Origin of the sequence: Pseudomonas sp. ML96, from assembly GCF_000761545.1 — a bacterium.
Classification (GTDB): Bacteria; Pseudomonadota; Gammaproteobacteria; order Pseudomonadales; family Pseudomonadaceae; genus Aquipseudomonas.
Map to the genome: position 1 here is coordinate 113062 of NZ_JPMY01000046.1, position 15016 is coordinate 128077.

The following is a 15016-nucleotide window of genomic DNA, read 5'->3' on the forward strand; positions in this document are numbered from 1 at the left end:
CCACGGCGGGGCTGACGAGGACGATCAGGCCGGTTGCTGGACGGGCGCGGCGGCCTCTTTGCTCGGCGCATCCCAGCGGTTGGCGCGGGCGAAGGTGCCGAAGTCGTTGAAACGCACACCCATCTCACGCATCACCTTGTGCGCCACGTTCGCGGTCATCTGGCGGATGTAGAAGGGCTCCTTGACCACGAAGTGGTGGATCGCATGGGTGCTGCCGAAGTTGAAGCAGAACGCCTGCAGCGGCAGCAGCCACCAGGGGTTGAGCACCTGGGTCTGCTGCACCACGTTGCCCAGCTCGACGTCGCCGTAGTAGTGCATGTTGGAGCTGACGAAGTGCAGGCAGAAAGTGCGCAGCACATTGGGGCCGACCAGCACGACCACGGCGAAGGTGATGCCATCCATCACCGCCAGGGTGGTGGCCGACCAGGCCACCGGCGCGCCGGCAGCGGAAGCGACGAAGTCGATCAGATGGAAGCCGAGGAACACGTACCAGGCGCCCCAGTTGAGCAGGCCCAGCGGCGCATAGCCCTTGAGCGTGCGGCTGACGATCATCTTGCGGCGCTCCCAGGTCGGTGCGCGCAGGAAGCGGATGAACGAGGACATCACGTTGTCGCCGACCATCAGCAGGCGGGCGAAGCCCCAGGGCTCGCCGTTGGTGATGGCGCGCTCTTCCAGGTCGGTCTCGGTGCCGGAGACCTTGTGGTGATTGAGGTGCAGGTGGCGGCGGATCCACGGATTGATGGTGCTCGGCCGCGCCATCCACACCAGCGCCATCATCAGGTTGTGCGGCACGCGCTGCTTGCGGAAGTACATGGAGTGGATCAGGTCGTGTTCCAGCTCGTGGGTCAGCGAGGCGAAGAAGGCGTTGGCCAGCAGGCACGCCCACCAGGCGATGGCGCCCTCGGCGTAGAGCCAGGCGCTGCCGAGCATTCCGGCCAGGGCGAAGGCGAGGATGCCGGCGCCGATGGCGTCCTGGTGGCGCAGGATCGGAAAGCGCTGGCGCAGGCTGTCGCCATGCGCCATCACCACGGCGCGAATATGCGCCGAGCGTTCTTGGTGGGTTGCAGGAGTCGGGGTCATGCACGCATCCTCTTGTAGCGGCGCCATGCGGGGCGCCGGGGATCGTTGTTGTGATCAGGCCAGACTAGAGTGCGCGCCGGTACGGCAGCGCGCCCGACCGACCACGCCAACCTGTTGACCGAGAATGCCAACCTGCATGACTGAAGCCTCCACCCTGGCCAGCTGGACCCGAGCGCTGCGCCGCCAGCTCGACAGCCTCGGCCTGGACAGCGCCGCCCTGTGCCGCGAGGCCGGCCTCGACCCGGCGCTGATGGACGACCCCAACGCGCGCTACCCGCTGCCGGCCACCACGCGCCTGTGGCAACTGGCCGTGGCCGCCAGTGGCGACCCGACCCTCGGCCTGCACACCTCGCGGCACGTGGCGCCGACCACCTTCCACGCCATGGGCCTGGCGGTAATGGCCAGCGGCAGCCTGCGCGAGGTGTTCGAACGCATCGTGCGCTACCACCAGGTGGTCAGCGATGCGCTGGAGCTGGAGCTGCGCGAGGTCGGTGAGGTTTGCGAGCTGCACCTGCGTCTGCCGCCCGACGGCCCGGCACCCGCCCCCGAGGCCATCGACGCCTTCGCCGCCATCTATGTACGCACCTGCCGCAATCGCCTGGGCCGCGACTACGCACCGCTGTCGGTGCATCTGCGCCGCGCCGCGCCCAGCGATCCGCAGCCGTGGCTGGAAGTGTTCCGCGCCCCGGTGCACTTCTGCGCCGCCGAGGACATGCTGTGCTTCGCCAGCGCCGACCTCGATCGACCGTTGACCGACGGCAACCCGGAACTGGCCGCGCACAACGAGGCGGTGTTGCAGAAACGCCTGGAAGCGCTGCAACCGGACACCGTGGCACGCCGCCTGCGCCGCGCCCTGGAGCAGTACCTGCCGAATGGCGAACCCTCGGCCGAGGCCCTGGCCCACGGCCTGCACCTGAGCCTGCGCAGCCTGCAGCGCCACCTCAGCGACGAGGGCAGCAGCTACGAGCAAGTGCTGGCCGACACCCGCCGCGACCTGGCGCAGAACCACCTGCGCCAGGACGACTGCTCGATCAGCGAAGTGGCCTACCTGCTCGGCTTCTCCGACAGCAGCAGTTTCAGCCGCGCCTTCAAGCGCTGGACCGGGCAGAGTCCCAGCCAATATCGCGATTCGCTACGCGGCTAAGCTGTAGTGCGTGGCGAACAGCGCTACAGCTCAACTTGACACTAGCGTTCTAGATATCGAACAGACAAAACCACCGTTCGCCTTGCCACTCGCCACGCTGCAATCCACGCACGGCCTCGCCTGCGCCCCTTTTACCGAGGAAAGGCCGGGGAAAGGATGGTCGTTCATTCTTTTTGGTTATTTTGTTGGTTTTATCGAACATAGCTCTTGCCCTTTCCCCACCATGGCCCTAGGATTCGTTTGACATTTCAAACGCTGGGCAGCGCTATTCGGCTGCCCGCTTTTTTGCTTGATTGCCTGCCCCATCGGCGCCGTGCACCAGGAGAACAACATGCAACTGAAAGACGCCCAGCTGTTCCGCCAGCAAGCCTATGTCAACGGCACCTGGCTGGACGCCGACAGCGGCCAGACCATCAAGGTCAACAACCCGGCCACTGGCGAAATCCTCGGCAGCGTGCCGAAGATGGGCGCCGCCGAAACCCGCCGCGCCATCGAAGCCGCCGACAAGGCCCTGCCGGCCTGGCGCGCGCTGACCGCCAAGGAACGTGCCGGCAAACTGCGCCGCTGGTTCGAGCTGATGATCGAGCACCAGGACGACCTCGGCCGCCTGATGACCCTCGAACAAGGCAAGCCGCTGGCCGAAGCCAAGGGCGAAATCGCCTACGCCGCCTCCTTCCTCGAGTGGTTCGCCGAAGAAGCCAAGCGCGTCTATGGCGACGTGATCCCGGGCCACCAGCCGGACAAGCGCCTGATCGTGATCAAGCAGCCGATCGGCGTGACCGCGGCCATCACCCCGTGGAACTTCCCGGCGGCGATGATCACCCGTAAAGCCGGCCCGGCCCTGGCCGCTGGCTGCACCATGGTGCTCAAGCCGGCTTCGCAGACCCCTTACTCCGCCCTGGCCCTGGCCGAGCTGGCGCACCGCGCCGGCATCCCGGCTGGCGTGTTCAGCGTGGTCACCGGTAGCGCCGGCGACATCGGCTCCGAGCTGACCAGCAACCCGATCGTGCGCAAGCTGAGCTTCACCGGCTCCACCGAAATCGGCCGTCAGCTGATGGCCGAATGCGCCAAGGACATCAAGAAGGTGTCCCTGGAGCTGGGCGGCAACGCGCCGTTCATCGTCTTCGACGACGCCGACCTGGACGCTGCCGTCGATGGCGCGCTGATCTCCAAGTTCCGTAACAACGGCCAGACCTGCGTGTGCGCCAACCGCCTATACGTGCAGGACGGCGTGTACGACGCCTTCGTCGAAAAGCTCAAGGTCGCCGTAGCCAAGCTGAACATTGGTAACGGCCTGGAAAGCGGCACCACCACCGGCCCGCTGATCGACAACAAGGCCGTGGCCAAGGTCCAGGAACACATCGAGGACGCCGTCGGCAAAGGCGCCACCCTGGCCCTCGGCGGCAAGCCGCATGCCCTGGGCGGCAGCTTCTTCGAGCCGACCATCCTGATCAACGTGCCGAACAACGCTGCCGTGGCCAAGGAAGAGACCTTCGGCCCGCTGGCCCCGGTGTTCCGCTTCAAGGACGAGGCCGACGTGATCGCCATGTCCAACGACACCGAATTCGGCCTGGCCTCCTACTTCTACGCCCGTGACCTGGGCCGCGTGTTCCGCGTGGCCGAGGCCCTGGAGTACGGCATGGTCGGCATCAACACCGGCCTGATCTCCAACGAAGTGGCGCCGTTCGGCGGCATGAAGGCCTCCGGCCTGGGCCGTGAAGGCTCCAAGTACGGCATCGAGGACTACCTGGAAATCAAGTACCTCTGCCTCGGCGGCATCTGATTCAAGCATTTCCGTGGGTGTCGGGTGAGCAGGCAGGAGCCGTGCTCACCCGGCGTCGGCGTTTCCGGTGGTGGCACCGGCTAACCCAGCCGACGGCCAGCGAGTAGACAGCAGTTCGATCATCGTTAGCTGCAGCGTCGCCCGCCCCGTCATCATCCTTGGACCGGGCCGCCATAAGCGGCTTATGAGGACAACATGAGCAAGAACGAATCCCTCCTGCAACGTCGCCAGGCCGCCGTGGCCCGTGGTGTCAGCCAGATCCACCCGATCGTCGCCGAGCGCGCCGAGAACGCCACCGTGTGGGACGTCGACGGCCGCGAGTACATCGACTTCGCCGGCGGCATCGCCGTGCTGAACACCGGCCACCTGCACCCGAAGGTGATCGCCGCCGTGCAGGAGCAGCTGACCAAGCTGACCCACACCTGCTTCCAGGTGCTGGCCTATGAGCCCTACATCGCCCTGTGCGAAGAGATCGCCAAGCGCGTACCGGGCGACTTCGCCAAGAAGACCCTGCTGGTCACCTCCGGCTCCGAAGCCGTCGAGAACGCCGTGAAGATCGCCCGTGCCGCCACCGGCCGCGCCGGCGTGATCGCCTTCACCGGCGCCTACCACGGCCGCACCATGATGACCCTGAGCCTGACCGGCAAAGTGGTTCCGTATTCCGCCGGTATGGGCCTGATGCCAGGCGGCGTGTTCCGCGCCCTGGCACCGTGCCCGCTGCACGGCATCAGCGAAGACGAGTCGATCGCCAGCATCGAGCGCATCTTCAAGAACGACGCCCAGCCACAAGACATCGCCGCGATCATCATCGAGCCGGTACAGGGCGAGGGTGGCTTCTACGTCAACTCCAAGCCGTTCATGCAGCGCCTGCGCGCCCTGTGCGACCAGCACGGCATCCTGCTGATCGCCGACGAAGTGCAGACCGGCGCTGGCCGTACCGGCACCTTCTTCGCCACCGAGCAACTGGGCGTCGTGCCTGACCTGACCACCTTCGCCAAATCGGTCGGCGGCGGCTTCCCGATCTCCGGCGTGTGCGGCAAGGCCGAGATCATGGACAGCATCGCCCCGGGCGGCCTGGGCGGCACCTACGCCGGTAGCCCGATCGCCTGCGCCGCGGCCCTGGCCGTGATGGAAGTGTTCGAGGAAGAGAAACTGCTGGAACGTTCGCAAGCCGTGGGCGAGAAGCTCAAGGCCGGCCTGAACACCATCGCCGCCAAGCACAAGGTCATCGGTGACGTGCGCGGCCTGGGTTCGATGGTCGCCATCGAGCTGTTCGAAGGCGGCGACCACAGCAAGCCGGCTGCCGAGCTGACCGGCAAGATCGTTGCCCGCGCTCGCGAGAAGGGCCTGATCCTGCTGTCCTGCGGCACCTACTACAACGTGCTGCGCTTCCTGATGCCGGTGACCATCCCCGATGCCCAGCTGGAAAAAGGCATCGCCATCGTCGCCGAGTGCTTCGACGAGCTGGCCTGAGGCCTGGCTCACGATCCTGCGTGCCGCCCCTAGTGCATGGGGGCGGTCCAGATTCGCCCGCGGTCTCACCAGGCCGGGCGACTCCCTCATGACCCGCTTCGGCGGGTCTTTTTTTGCCCGGCATTCGGCCATCGCCGCATCGCGGCGAAACCAATTGTCTACGCTGCTGGTTATGCGCCGCCTGGCGCCACCCTTTCGTGACCTGCGGCCCGAGACCTCATGCCCAATGTGATCATCGCCGACGCCGACCGCTGGAGTGCCGAGCTACTCGCCCAACTGGTGCGCAGCCAGCACCCCAATGCCCGCCTGGAACTGCTGAGCGACGCCCCCAGCGTGCGCTCGCGCTGCAGCCACGCGCTGCCGGACCTGCTGATCGCCGACCTCAGCCTGCCCGGTGGCGGCGGCCTGGAACTGCTGCGCGAGATGCGCCGCCAGCGCCGCCAACCGCCGCTGCCGTTCTTCCTGATCGCCGCCGGCATCGACGCCCGTAGCGTGCGCGAGGTGATGCCGCTGGCACCCACCGCTTTTCTCAGCAAGCCGTTCGATGTGGAAGACCTGCTACGCCGCCTGCGCCAGGCCCTGCCGCAAGACCATGAATATGGCTCGAACCCGGCACCGATCCAGGAGACGCTGGCCGAGTACCTGACCAAGCATCGCCAGGACGCCACCGGCGCGCCGCTGCTGCGCAACGTACAGGAGGCCCTGCGCCGCTGCATGGAGCCGGAGGGCCACGACCTCGGCGAGCTGGAGCAGCTGTTCCGCCAGGACCCGCAGCTCACAGCGCAGCTGATCGCCGCCGCCAACAGCGCCGCCCAGCACTGCGGCAGCAGCTGCCAGACGCTGGCCCAGGCCCTGCCGCGCCTGGGCCTCAAGCAGAGCCTCAACCTGGCCCTGGGCCTGGCGCTACAACGCAGTATCAGCCTGGAGCAGGAGCAGTTGCAGGAGCCGGGGCAACGCATCTGGCGCCAGTCGCAGCGCGTGGCCAAGCTGGCGCACTGGCTGGCCCTGCTGCTGGGCGCCGACGGCGAGCGCTGCTTCACCGCCGGCCTGCTCCATCTGCTCGGCGACCTGGCCGTGCTGCGCAGCATTCAGGACTGGTGCGACCAGGGCGGCAGCGACCTCACGGTGGAACAGGTGGAGGCCGCCCTGCGCCAGCACGCCGCGCCGTTCGGTTCGGCCCTGCGCACCCGCTGGCGCCTGCCGCTGGAGCTGCGCCAGCTGATCGCCGCGTGCTTCCAGCTGGGCAGCGGCGTGTACTCGCGCGAGGCGCTGATCCTGCACCTCGCACGGCTCGCCAGCGAACTGCCGGAAGGCAGCGACCCGCGCAGCCTGGCCGACAGTCGCGCGGCGAAGATGCTGGCGCTGAACCCCAGCCTGCTCGGCTCGCTCCCCGAGCTGGAGCTGAGCTAGCCCCGCCTCACTGCGCCTGCAGCGCCTCGCGCACGAAGTCCAGGCGGTCCTGACCGAAGAACAGCTCGTTGCCGACGAACATCGCCGGCGCGCCGAACACGCCGCGCTTGATCGCCTCGTCGGTATTGGCCTTGAGCTGGTCCTTGATCGTCTGCTCACTACTCAGCGCCAGCAACTGCTGCGGTTCGAAGCCGCCCTTGACCAGCACCTCGCCCAGCACTGCCAGGTCGCCGAGGTTGCGCGCCTCGACCCACATCGCCGCGAAGATCAGCGCCAGGAACGCCTCGAAGCGCTCAGGCAGACGCTCCTGCACCGCCACCGCGGCGCGCATCAGGCCCAGGGTGTTGATCGGAAAGTGCGGGTTGAACTGCATCGGCACCTGGTAACGGCGGGCGTAGCGCGCCAGGTCCTGGATCATGAAGCGGCCCTTGGCCGGGATGGTCACCGGCGAGGCGTTGCCGATGGCCTGGAACACGCCACCGAGCAACATGGGCTTGTACACCAGGCTCGCGCCGGTCTCGGCGCACAGCGCCGGCAACTGGGTCCAGGCCAGGTAAGTGGTGGGGCTGCCGAAATCGAAGTAGAACTCGACGGTCTTGCTCATGAATGACTTCTCTCTTTTTGATTGTTCTAACGAAGTTTCGCGACCCTGCGAGCGGCGTTCAGGCTAGGCGGCGCAGCGGGGAGAAAGCGCAGTTGGCTACTGCCAATGAACATTTCGCACCGCTGTGCCAACGACGCCTGGGCGCCGCGCAGCGGGTCGGTGCGCGTTACCACTTTTCCATCCAGGGGCGGAGATCGAGTTCAAAGGTCCAGGCATCGCGCGGCTGGGCATGCAGGAACCAGTAGTTGTCGGCGATGTGCTCGGGGTCGAGGATGCCGTCCTGGTCCTTGCGCGCATAGATGTCCGGGAAGGTATCGCGGATAAAGGCGGTATCGATGGCGCCATCCACCACCACATGGGCGACGTGGATGTTCCGCGGCCCCAGCTCCCGCGCCATGCTCTGCGCCAGGGCGCGCACGCCGTGCTTGGCACCGGCGAAGGCAGCGAAGTGCGAGGCGCCGCGCAGGCCGGCGGTGGCGCCAGTGAAGAGGATGGTGCCGCGGCCGCGGGTGACCATGCGTCGGGCCACGGCCTGGCCGCTGAGGAAGGCCGAGAAGCAGGCCATTTCCCAGATCTTGAAGTACTTGCGCGCGGTCTCGTCGAGGATGCTGCACGGCACGTTGGCGCCGATGTTGAAAACGAAGGCCTCGATCGGGCCGATATCGCGCTCGATGCCCTCCACCAGCGCCGCCACTTCCTCTTCCTTGCGCGCATCCGAGGCAAAGCCATGAGCCTCGCCGCCCGCGGCGCGGATCTCGTCGACCAGCGGCTGCAGCTTGTCGGCGCTGCGCCGAGTCACGCAGGCCACATAGCCCTCACGGGCGAAGCGCTTAGCGATTGCACCGCCCGTTGCGTCGCCGGCACCGATCACCAGCACCACCTTCTTGTTGTTCTCGCTCATGCCGCCCACCTCATTGATAAACGATCATTTAGTAAAGAAACGTTATGCTATGCTCGCAGCACTCGTCAAGCAGGATTCCAGCATGCGCTATTCCAGCGAACACAAGGCCCAGACCCGCGAGAAACTGCTCGCCAGCAGCGGCGCCCTGGCCAAGCGCGGCGGCTTCGCCGCGACCGGGGTGGACGGTCTGATGAAGGCCATCGGCCTGACCGGCGGCGCCTTCTATGGCCACTTCGCCTCCAAGGACGAACTGTTCGCCGCCATCGTCGAGCGCGAATTGAGCCACAGCGTCACCCTGCTCGGCACTGGCGCGGGCGGCCAGGACAAGCTGCGCCGCTGCCTGGACATCTACCTGAACATGAAGCACGTGGAGCAGCCGGACAGCGGCTGCGCCCTGCCAACCCTGGGCCCGGAGATCGCCCGCGCCGGCCTCGCCGTGCGCGAGCAGACTGAGCACTGGCTGGTGCGCCTGCAGCAGGCGTGGGGCGAGGAGCTCGATAATCCACAACTGGCCTGGGCACTGCTGGCCCAGTGCGTCGGAGCCCTGGTGGTGGCACGTATGCTGGCGACACCGGTACGCCAGGAAGAAGTGCTAGCGGCCAGCCGCTCGCTGATCGAGGCCCAACTTCCCGAAAATCCCCAGGAATATTGATCCAGAGCGGTCAAACCGGTCTCTCGAAAGCGTTATCCTGACGTCCCGCACAGCATTTCATCGGGATCGTTTGGCCGGCGTCGGCCCGCCCCGTAGAATGCGCGCCGCCATCCTGACGCCATTATTTCGCCATCACTCGAGGTCCCCATGTCCGCCCCGGCTGCAACACCGGAAGTTCTCATCGCCGAAGCCGACCCCTGGACCGCCGATCTGCTTACCCAACTGGTACTGGATATCCGCAAGGATGCCCGCATTCAGCGCGTCACCGATGGCGAGTCGGCCCTGGCCCGCTGTCGCCGCCACCTGCCCGACCTGGTGATCGCCGATGGCGAGCTGCCCGGCATCGACGGCATCGAACTGCTGCGTCAGCTGCGCCGCCATCCGCGCACGCCAGCCCTGCCCTGCGTGCTGATCAGCAACCGGGTCGACGCCAACAGCGTGCGCGCCGTGTTGCCACTGGCACCGACCGCCTACCTGGCCAAGCCCTTCAATGCCGAGCACCTGCGCCAGCGCCTGAGCAGCCTGCTGCCCGCGGCCTGCAATGAGAGCAGCCTGGCGCCGACGCCGCTGCTGGTGAACGACCTGGGCCAGTACCTCGACAGCGTTCGCGAGGAAGGCCAGGGCGCGCCCCTGCTGGCCGATATCCGCGAGGCGGTAAGCAACAGCCTGCGCGCCAGCGAGACCGACCTCGGCCAGCTGGCTCGCGAATTCGCCCGCGACCCGCAGATCACTGCGCGCCTGATCGCCGCCGCCAACAGCGCCGCCGAACAGCGTGGCGGCGCCTGCCAGACCCTACCGCAGGCGCTGCAGCGCCTCGGTGTGCCACGCACGCTCAACCTGGTGCTGGGCCTGGCCGTGCAGCGCAACGCGCGCCTGCGCGACCCGCGCCTGGCCGAGCTGGCCACCCAGGTCGGCGAGCGCGCCCAGCGCACGGCCGAACTGGCCCACTGGCTGGCGGCGCAACTGCGCCTGGACCATGAGCTGTGCTACACCGCCGGCCTGCTGCACAACATCGGCGAACTGGCCCTGCTGCGCTGCCTGCAGGATTGGCAGGAGGCCGGCGGTAGTCTGGCCAACGAGGAAATCGAGCAGCACCTGCGCCAGCGCGCCGCCGGCTTCGGCTCGGCGCTGCGCATCCGCTGGCGCCTGCCATTCGGCCTGCGCGAGCTGATCGCCGCGTTCTACGCGCTGGGTAGCGGGGTGTTCTCCCGCGAGGCGCTGGTCCTCAACCTCGGCGCCCAGCTGCTGACCATGCCCGGCAATCGCGACGCCGGCGAGCTGGTCGAATCACGCCCCGCGCGCATGCTGCGCCTGAGCCAGGACTTCCTGCGCCGGGTGCCCGGCAGCCTGCTGAGCGCCGTGCCGGGCTAGATCGCGCCGGCGGCCTGGCGCAAGACAGCCAGGTCGGAGATCTCGATCTCGCCATAGGTCAGGCGCAGCGCGCCGCGCGCCTCGAGGTCCTTGAGGATCTGGTTGGTGGTCTGCCGCGACAGGCCGAGCATCAGCGCCAGCTGCTCCTGGGCCAGGTGCAGTACCCGCCGTGGCCCGGTCTCGCCGTAGCCCTCGGCCATCATCAGCAGGCGCCGCGCCAGGCGCTGGGCCGCCGGCAACAGGCTCATCTCCTCCAGGGCGATAAACGCCAGGCGCAGCTTCTGGCTCATCAGCAGGGCGAAGTCGCGCCAGTAGCCGGGCTCCCGTGCCAGCAGCGCCAGCAGCGCGGCCTGCGGCACCTGCAGCAGACGGGTCGGGCCCTCAGCATAGGCGTCATGGGTTCGCGGCTGGCCGTCGAACAGGGAGATCTCGCCGAACCAGTAGGGCGGTTCGACCAGGGTCAGCAACGCCTCCTTGCCCTCGCGGCTGACCGCGCCGACGCGCATCATCCCCTCCAGCACGGCGTACAGCCCGCACGGCGGATCGCCACGGCGGAACAGGCTCTGCCCCGCCTCCAGCTGCAACAGGCGCGCCTCGGCCAGCAGCGCGGCGCGCAGTGGCTGCGGCAGGTGGCTGAACCACTGGCCGCTTTCCAGCAGCGGCAAGTAGGTGACGGGATTCTCGGGCATGGGCTTTGTCGGCTAGCTGACAGTCGTGCAAGGGAAGCTGGCGTGATGATGCCACCAACCCTGCCTTGCTGAGGACCATAACAATGAAAACCCTCGTCGGTCACCTCGGCCAATACGCCGAATACCACCGCGACCGCCGCAACATTCTCAGCCACTTCATCGGCATCCCGATGATCGTGGTCGCCGTCGCCGTACTGCTTTCGCGCCCGGGCTGGGACCTCGCCGGCCTGTGGGCTTCGCCCGCCCTGCTCACGGCCATCGCCGCCGGCCTGTTCTATCTGCGCCTGGACCTGCGCTTCGGCGTCATCATGGGCGCCCTGCTGGCGCTGAGCCTGTGGGCCGGCGCCGCGCTGGCCCAGCAGAGCACCCTGGTCTGGCTCAGCGGCGGCCTCGGCCTGTTCGTGGTCGGCTGGATCATCCAGTTCGTCGGCCACTACTACGAGGGCCGCAAACCCGCCTTCGTCGACGACCTGATGGGCCTGGTGGTCGGCCCGCTGTTCGTGGTCGCCGAACTGGGCTTCCTGCTCGGCCTGCGCCCCGAGGTCCAGGAAGCGGTCGAACACCGCGCCGGTCCCACTTGCATTCGCCCGCCCAAGGCCCTGGCCTGATCCCCCTCTCCCGGCGGCTGGGTAGTCCTGCCGCCGGGACGACTACAAGAACGACTCCGTCTGTCGACTTTGCGACACCGCCTCGCTTATTACCCGTGACTGACGGACGGTCATTCAGCTCCTTGATGACCTGAAAGCCGTGCAAGACCCCGCAACCAAGCAGCATCCCAGGCACACCGGCACTTTACGGGCCGCGACAGGAACCATTGGTCACTGAGTGACTTGTAGTTATCCCGCAGTGCCACTTCAGAAATTCTTGATGGTGCTGGAATTCGCCTGCACAATGCCGCGCCCCGCCCTGTTGTGGGGCGGTTTGTGCTGATCCCACACACCCGCGTGCCACACGTAGTGCGCTGGTTCATCAGAATGATCACGCAGGAGATTTTTCAGTGCACATCGGTGTTCCTCTCGAGACCCACGCCGGGGAGACGCGGGTTGCCGCGACGCCCGAGACCGTCAAGAAACTGGTTGGCCAAGGCCATCAGGTGACCGTCCAGGCCGGTGCCGGCATCAGCGCCAGCATCCCGGACAGCGCCTATGAAGCCGTTGGCGCCAGCATCGGCAACGACGCCGCCGCCTTCGGTGCCGACCTGGTGCTGAAAGTGGTCGCCCCGACCGAAGCCGAACTGGCTCACATGAAGTCCGGCGCCGTGCTGGTCGGCATGCTCAACCCGTTCTGCAACGACACCATCGCGCGCATGAACGCCCGTGGCGTCACCGCCTTCGCCCTGGAGGCCGCCCCGCGTACCTCCCGCGCGCAGAGCCTGGACGTATTGAGTTCGCAGGCCAACATCGCCGGCTACAAGGCCGTGATGCTCGCCGCCAACCATTACCCGCGCTTCATGCCCATGCTGATGACCGCCGCCGGTACCGTGAAGGCCGCTCGCGTGCTGATCCTCGGCGCCGGCGTGGCTGGCCTGCAGGCCATCGCCACCGCCAAGCGTCTGGGTGCGGTGATCGAGGCCTCGGACGTGCGTCCGGCCGTGAAGGAGCAGATCGAGTCGCTCGGCGCCAAGTTCGTCGACGTACCGTTCGAGACCGATGAAGAGCGCGAGTGCGCCCAGGGTGTCGGCGGTTACGCCCGCCCGATGCCCGCTTCGTGGATGGAGCGTCAGGCCAAGGCCGTGCACGAGAAGGCCAAGCAGGCCGACATCGTCATCACCACCGCGCTGATCCCGGGCCGCAAGGCGCCGACTCTGCTGCATGAAGCGACTGTCGCCGAGATGAAGCCGGGCTCCGTGGTCATCGACCTGGCGGCTGCCCAAGGTGGCAACTGCCCGCTGACCGAGGCCGATCAGGTCGTGGTCAAGCACGGCGTGACCCTGGTCGGCCACACCAACCTGGCCGCGCTGGTGCCGGCGGATGCCTCCGCCCTGTACGCCCGCAACCTGCTGGACTTCCTCAAGCTCGTGATCGACAAGGAAGCCCAGTTCCAGCTCAACCTCGAAGACGACATCGTCGCTGCCTGCCTGATGTGCAAAGGCGGTGAAGTCGTGCGCAAGAACGGTTAAGGAGTCGAGAGATGGAACTGATCTCCCCCAGCATCTACAACCTGATCATCTTCGTACTGGCCATCTACGTGGGCTACCACGTGGTGTGGAACGTCACCCCGGCCCTGCACACCCCGCTGATGGCCGTGACCAACGCGATCTCCGCCATCGTCATCGTCGGCGCCATGCTGGCTGCCGCCCTGACCGTCACCCCGCTGGGCAAGGCCATGGGCACCTTGGCCGTGGCCCTGGCCGCGGTCAATGTGTTCGGTGGCTTCCTGGTTACCCGCCGCATGCTGGAAATGTTCAAGAAGAAGGCGCCCAAAGCCAAGGCAGAGGGCAAATAAGATGAGCATGAACCTGATCACCCTGCTGTACCTCGTCGCCTCGGTGTGCTTCATCCAGGCGCTGAAAGGCCTGTCCCACCCGACCTCGTCGCGCCAAGGTAACGCCTTCGGCATGATCGGCATGGCCATCGCCGTGGTCACCACCGTGTTCCTGGTGTTCAAACTGGGCGCGGAAATGGCCGAAGGCGGCGCCGCCAAGGGCCTGGGCTACGTGCTGGTCGGCCTGCTGGTCGGCGGTACCGCCGGCTCCGTCATGGCCAAGCGCGTCGAGATGACCAAGATGCCGGAACTGGTCGCCTTCATGCACAGCATGATCGGCCTGGCCGCTGTCTTCATCGCTATCGCCGCAGTCGTCGAACCGCAATCCCTGGGCATCGTTCACGCCCTGGGCGACGCCATCCCGGCCGGTAACCGCCTGGAGCTGTTCCTCGGCGCAGCCATCGGTGCCATCACCTTCTCCGGTTCGGTGATCGCCTTCGGCAAACTGTCCGGCAAGTACAAGTTCCGTCTGTTCCAGGGCGCCCCGGTGGTGTTCAAGGGCCAGCACATGGTCAACCTGGTGGTTGGCCTGGCTATCGCCGGCCTGGGCCTGTACTTCACCTTCACCGGTGACATCCGCGCCTTCGCCGTACTGGTGGTCCTGGCTTTCATCATCGGCGTGCTGATCATCATCCCGATCGGCGGTGCCGACATGCCGGTGGTGGTGTCGATGCTCAACAGCTACTCGGGCTGGGCGGCGGCCGGTATCGGCTTCTCGCTGAACAACTCGATGCTGATCATCGCCGGTTCGCTGGTAGGTTCGTCCGGTGCCATCCTCTCGTACATCATGTGCAAGGCGATGAACCGCTCGTTCTTCAACGTGATCCTCGGTGGTTTCGGTGGTGCGGCTGAAGAAGCCGGCCCGGCTGGTGCCAAAGAGGCCCGCCCGGTGAAGTCCGGCTCGTCCGACGACGCCGCCTTCCTGCTGACCAACGCCGACACCGTGATCATCGTCCCGGGCTACGGCTTGGCGGTAGCCCGTGCCCAGCACGCGCTGATGGAACTGGCCGAGAAGCTGACCCATCGCGGCGTGACCGTGAAGTATGCGATCCACCCGGTTGCCGGTCGTATGCCTGGCCACATGAACGTCCTGCTGGCCGAGGCCGAAGTGCCTTACGAGCAGGTGTTCGAGATGGAAGACATCAACTCCGAGTTCGGCCAGGCCGACGTGGTGCTGGTGCTGGGCGCCAACGACGTGGTCAACCCGGCCGCGAAGAACGACCCGAAGTCGCCGATCGCCGGCATGCCGATCCTCGAGGCCTACAAAGCCAAGACCGTGATCGTCAACAAGCGCTCAATGGCCAGCGGCTACGCCGGCCTGGACAACGAACTGTTCTACCTGGACAAGACCATGATGGTCTTCGGCGACGCCAAGAAGGTCATCGAAGATATGGTGAAGGCGGTCGATTAAGGCAGCCTGCTCCA

At 66.8% G+C, this 15016-nt stretch carries 14 protein-coding genes; 10 read left to right on the forward strand and 4 right to left on the reverse strand.

The window, feature by feature from the left end:
- Nucleotides 1-24: 24 nt before the first annotated feature.
- Entirely contained in the window at nucleotides 25-1080 is a 1056-nt protein-coding gene (locus IP89_RS21970; protein WP_043312054.1) for a fatty acid desaturase, read from the reverse strand.
- Between the two features lie 136 nt (nucleotides 1081-1216).
- Between IP89_RS21970 and IP89_RS21975 the strand changes: the two genes are divergently transcribed.
- The 4 genes from IP89_RS21975 to IP89_RS21990 all read left to right on the forward strand — a co-directional run bounded on the left by IP89_RS21975 (nucleotide 1217) and on the right by IP89_RS21990 (nucleotide 6890).
- Nucleotides 1217-2224, forward strand: coding sequence for an AraC family transcriptional regulator (locus tag IP89_RS21975; protein ID WP_043312055.1), 1008 nt, complete (start codon nucleotides 1217-1219; stop codon nucleotides 2222-2224).
- 331 nt (nucleotides 2225-2555) lie between these two features.
- Nucleotides 2556-4007, forward strand: coding sequence for an NADP-dependent succinate-semialdehyde dehydrogenase (gene gabD / locus IP89_RS21980; protein ID WP_043312057.1), 1452 nt, complete (start codon nucleotides 2556-2558; stop codon nucleotides 4005-4007).
- A 195-nt stretch (nucleotides 4008-4202) separates the two neighbouring features.
- Complete coding sequence (gene gabT, locus IP89_RS21985) at nucleotides 4203-5480, forward strand: 4-aminobutyrate--2-oxoglutarate transaminase (protein ID WP_043312059.1); 1278 nt, start codon at nucleotides 4203-4205, stop codon at nucleotides 5478-5480.
- A gap of 219 nt (nucleotides 5481-5699) precedes the next feature.
- Complete coding sequence (locus IP89_RS21990) at nucleotides 5700-6890, forward strand: HDOD domain-containing protein (protein ID WP_043312060.1); 1191 nt, start codon at nucleotides 5700-5702, stop codon at nucleotides 6888-6890.
- Between the two features lie 7 nt (nucleotides 6891-6897).
- Here the strand turns inward: IP89_RS21990 and IP89_RS21995 are convergent, their stop codons facing one another.
- Together IP89_RS21995 and IP89_RS22000 are read right to left on the reverse strand one after the other, a co-directional pair.
- Complete coding sequence (locus IP89_RS21995) at nucleotides 6898-7494, reverse strand: 2-hydroxychromene-2-carboxylate isomerase (protein WP_043312062.1); 597 nt, start codon at nucleotides 7492-7494, stop codon at nucleotides 6898-6900.
- A 166-nt stretch (nucleotides 7495-7660) separates the two neighbouring features.
- Complete coding sequence (locus IP89_RS22000) at nucleotides 7661-8395, reverse strand: SDR family oxidoreductase (protein ID WP_043312063.1); 735 nt, start codon at nucleotides 8393-8395, stop codon at nucleotides 7661-7663.
- A gap of 82 nt (nucleotides 8396-8477) precedes the next feature.
- Between IP89_RS22000 and IP89_RS22005 the strand changes: the two genes are divergently transcribed.
- Together IP89_RS22005 and IP89_RS22010 are read left to right on the forward strand one after the other, a co-directional pair.
- Nucleotides 8478-9047: a TetR/AcrR family transcriptional regulator gene (locus tag IP89_RS22005; RefSeq protein WP_043312227.1), complete on the forward strand. Its 570-nt coding sequence runs from the start codon at nucleotides 8478-8480 to the stop codon at nucleotides 9045-9047.
- 147 nt (nucleotides 9048-9194) lie between these two features.
- Nucleotides 9195-10418: an HDOD domain-containing protein gene (locus IP89_RS22010; protein ID WP_043312064.1), complete on the forward strand. Its 1224-nt coding sequence runs from the start codon at nucleotides 9195-9197 to the stop codon at nucleotides 10416-10418.
- Here the strand turns inward: IP89_RS22010 and IP89_RS22015 are convergent.
- On the reverse strand, nucleotides 10415-11107 hold the full coding sequence (locus IP89_RS22015) for a Crp/Fnr family transcriptional regulator (RefSeq protein ID WP_043312065.1): 693 nt from the start codon (nucleotides 11105-11107) through the stop codon (nucleotides 10415-10417). The two genes, IP89_RS22010 and IP89_RS22015, sit on opposite strands and share 4 nt — an antisense overlap.
- A gap of 83 nt (nucleotides 11108-11190) precedes the next feature.
- On the opposite strand from IP89_RS22015, the gene IP89_RS22020 reads away from it, so the two are divergent.
- From IP89_RS22020 to IP89_RS22035, 4 genes are all read left to right on the forward strand, one after another.
- Nucleotides 11191-11715, forward strand: a complete 525-nt coding sequence (locus IP89_RS22020) for a DUF962 domain-containing protein (RefSeq protein WP_043312066.1) — start codon at nucleotides 11191-11193, stop codon at nucleotides 11713-11715.
- Nucleotides 11716-12104: 389 nt separating this feature from the next.
- A complete protein-coding gene (locus IP89_RS22025; protein WP_043312068.1) occupies nucleotides 12105-13226 on the forward strand; it encodes a Re/Si-specific NAD(P)(+) transhydrogenase subunit alpha in 1122 nt (373 codons plus the stop codon).
- An 11-nt stretch (nucleotides 13227-13237) separates the two neighbouring features.
- On the forward strand, nucleotides 13238-13552 hold the full coding sequence (locus IP89_RS22030; RefSeq protein ID WP_021700956.1) for an NAD(P) transhydrogenase subunit alpha: 315 nt from the start codon (nucleotides 13238-13240) through the stop codon (nucleotides 13550-13552).
- 1 nt (nucleotide 13553) lies between these two features.
- Entirely contained in the window at nucleotides 13554-15002 is a 1449-nt protein-coding gene (locus IP89_RS22035) for an NAD(P)(+) transhydrogenase (Re/Si-specific) subunit beta (protein ID WP_043312070.1), read from the forward strand.
- Nucleotides 15003-15016 lie beyond the last annotated feature (14 nt).

Bases quoted from the DNA above. Each gene is read 5' to 3' on its own strand.
- IP89_RS22005 (WP_043312227.1), top strand. From the start codon at position 8,478: ATGCGCTATTCCAGCGAACACAAGGCCCAGACCCGCGAGAAACTGCTC.
- IP89_RS22035 (WP_043312070.1), top strand. From the start codon at position 13,554: ATGAGCATGAACCTGATCACCCTGCTGTACCTCGTCGCCTCGGTGTGC.
- IP89_RS21970 (WP_043312054.1), bottom strand. From the start codon at position 1,080: ATGACCCCGACTCCTGCAACCCACCAAGAACGCTCGGCGCATATTCGC.
- IP89_RS22030 (WP_021700956.1), top strand. From the start codon at position 13,238: ATGGAACTGATCTCCCCCAGCATCTACAACCTGATCATCTTCGTACTG.
- IP89_RS21975 (WP_043312055.1), top strand. From the start codon at position 1,217: ATGACTGAAGCCTCCACCCTGGCCAGCTGGACCCGAGCGCTGCGCCGC.
- IP89_RS22000 (WP_043312063.1), bottom strand. From the start codon at position 8,395: ATGAGCGAGAACAACAAGAAGGTGGTGCTGGTGATCGGTGCCGGCGAC.
- IP89_RS21995 (WP_043312062.1), bottom strand. From the start codon at position 7,494: ATGAGCAAGACCGTCGAGTTCTACTTCGATTTCGGCAGCCCCACCACT.
- gabD (WP_043312057.1), top strand. From the start codon at position 2,556: ATGCAACTGAAAGACGCCCAGCTGTTCCGCCAGCAAGCCTATGTCAAC.
- IP89_RS22015 (WP_043312065.1), bottom strand. From the start codon at position 11,107: ATGCCCGAGAATCCCGTCACCTACTTGCCGCTGCTGGAAAGCGGCCAG.
- IP89_RS22010 (WP_043312064.1), top strand. From the start codon at position 9,195: ATGTCCGCCCCGGCTGCAACACCGGAAGTTCTCATCGCCGAAGCCGAC.
- IP89_RS22020 (WP_043312066.1), top strand. From the start codon at position 11,191: ATGAAAACCCTCGTCGGTCACCTCGGCCAATACGCCGAATACCACCGC.
- IP89_RS21990 (WP_043312060.1), top strand. From the start codon at position 5,700: ATGCCCAATGTGATCATCGCCGACGCCGACCGCTGGAGTGCCGAGCTA.
- gabT (WP_043312059.1), top strand. From the start codon at position 4,203: ATGAGCAAGAACGAATCCCTCCTGCAACGTCGCCAGGCCGCCGTGGCC.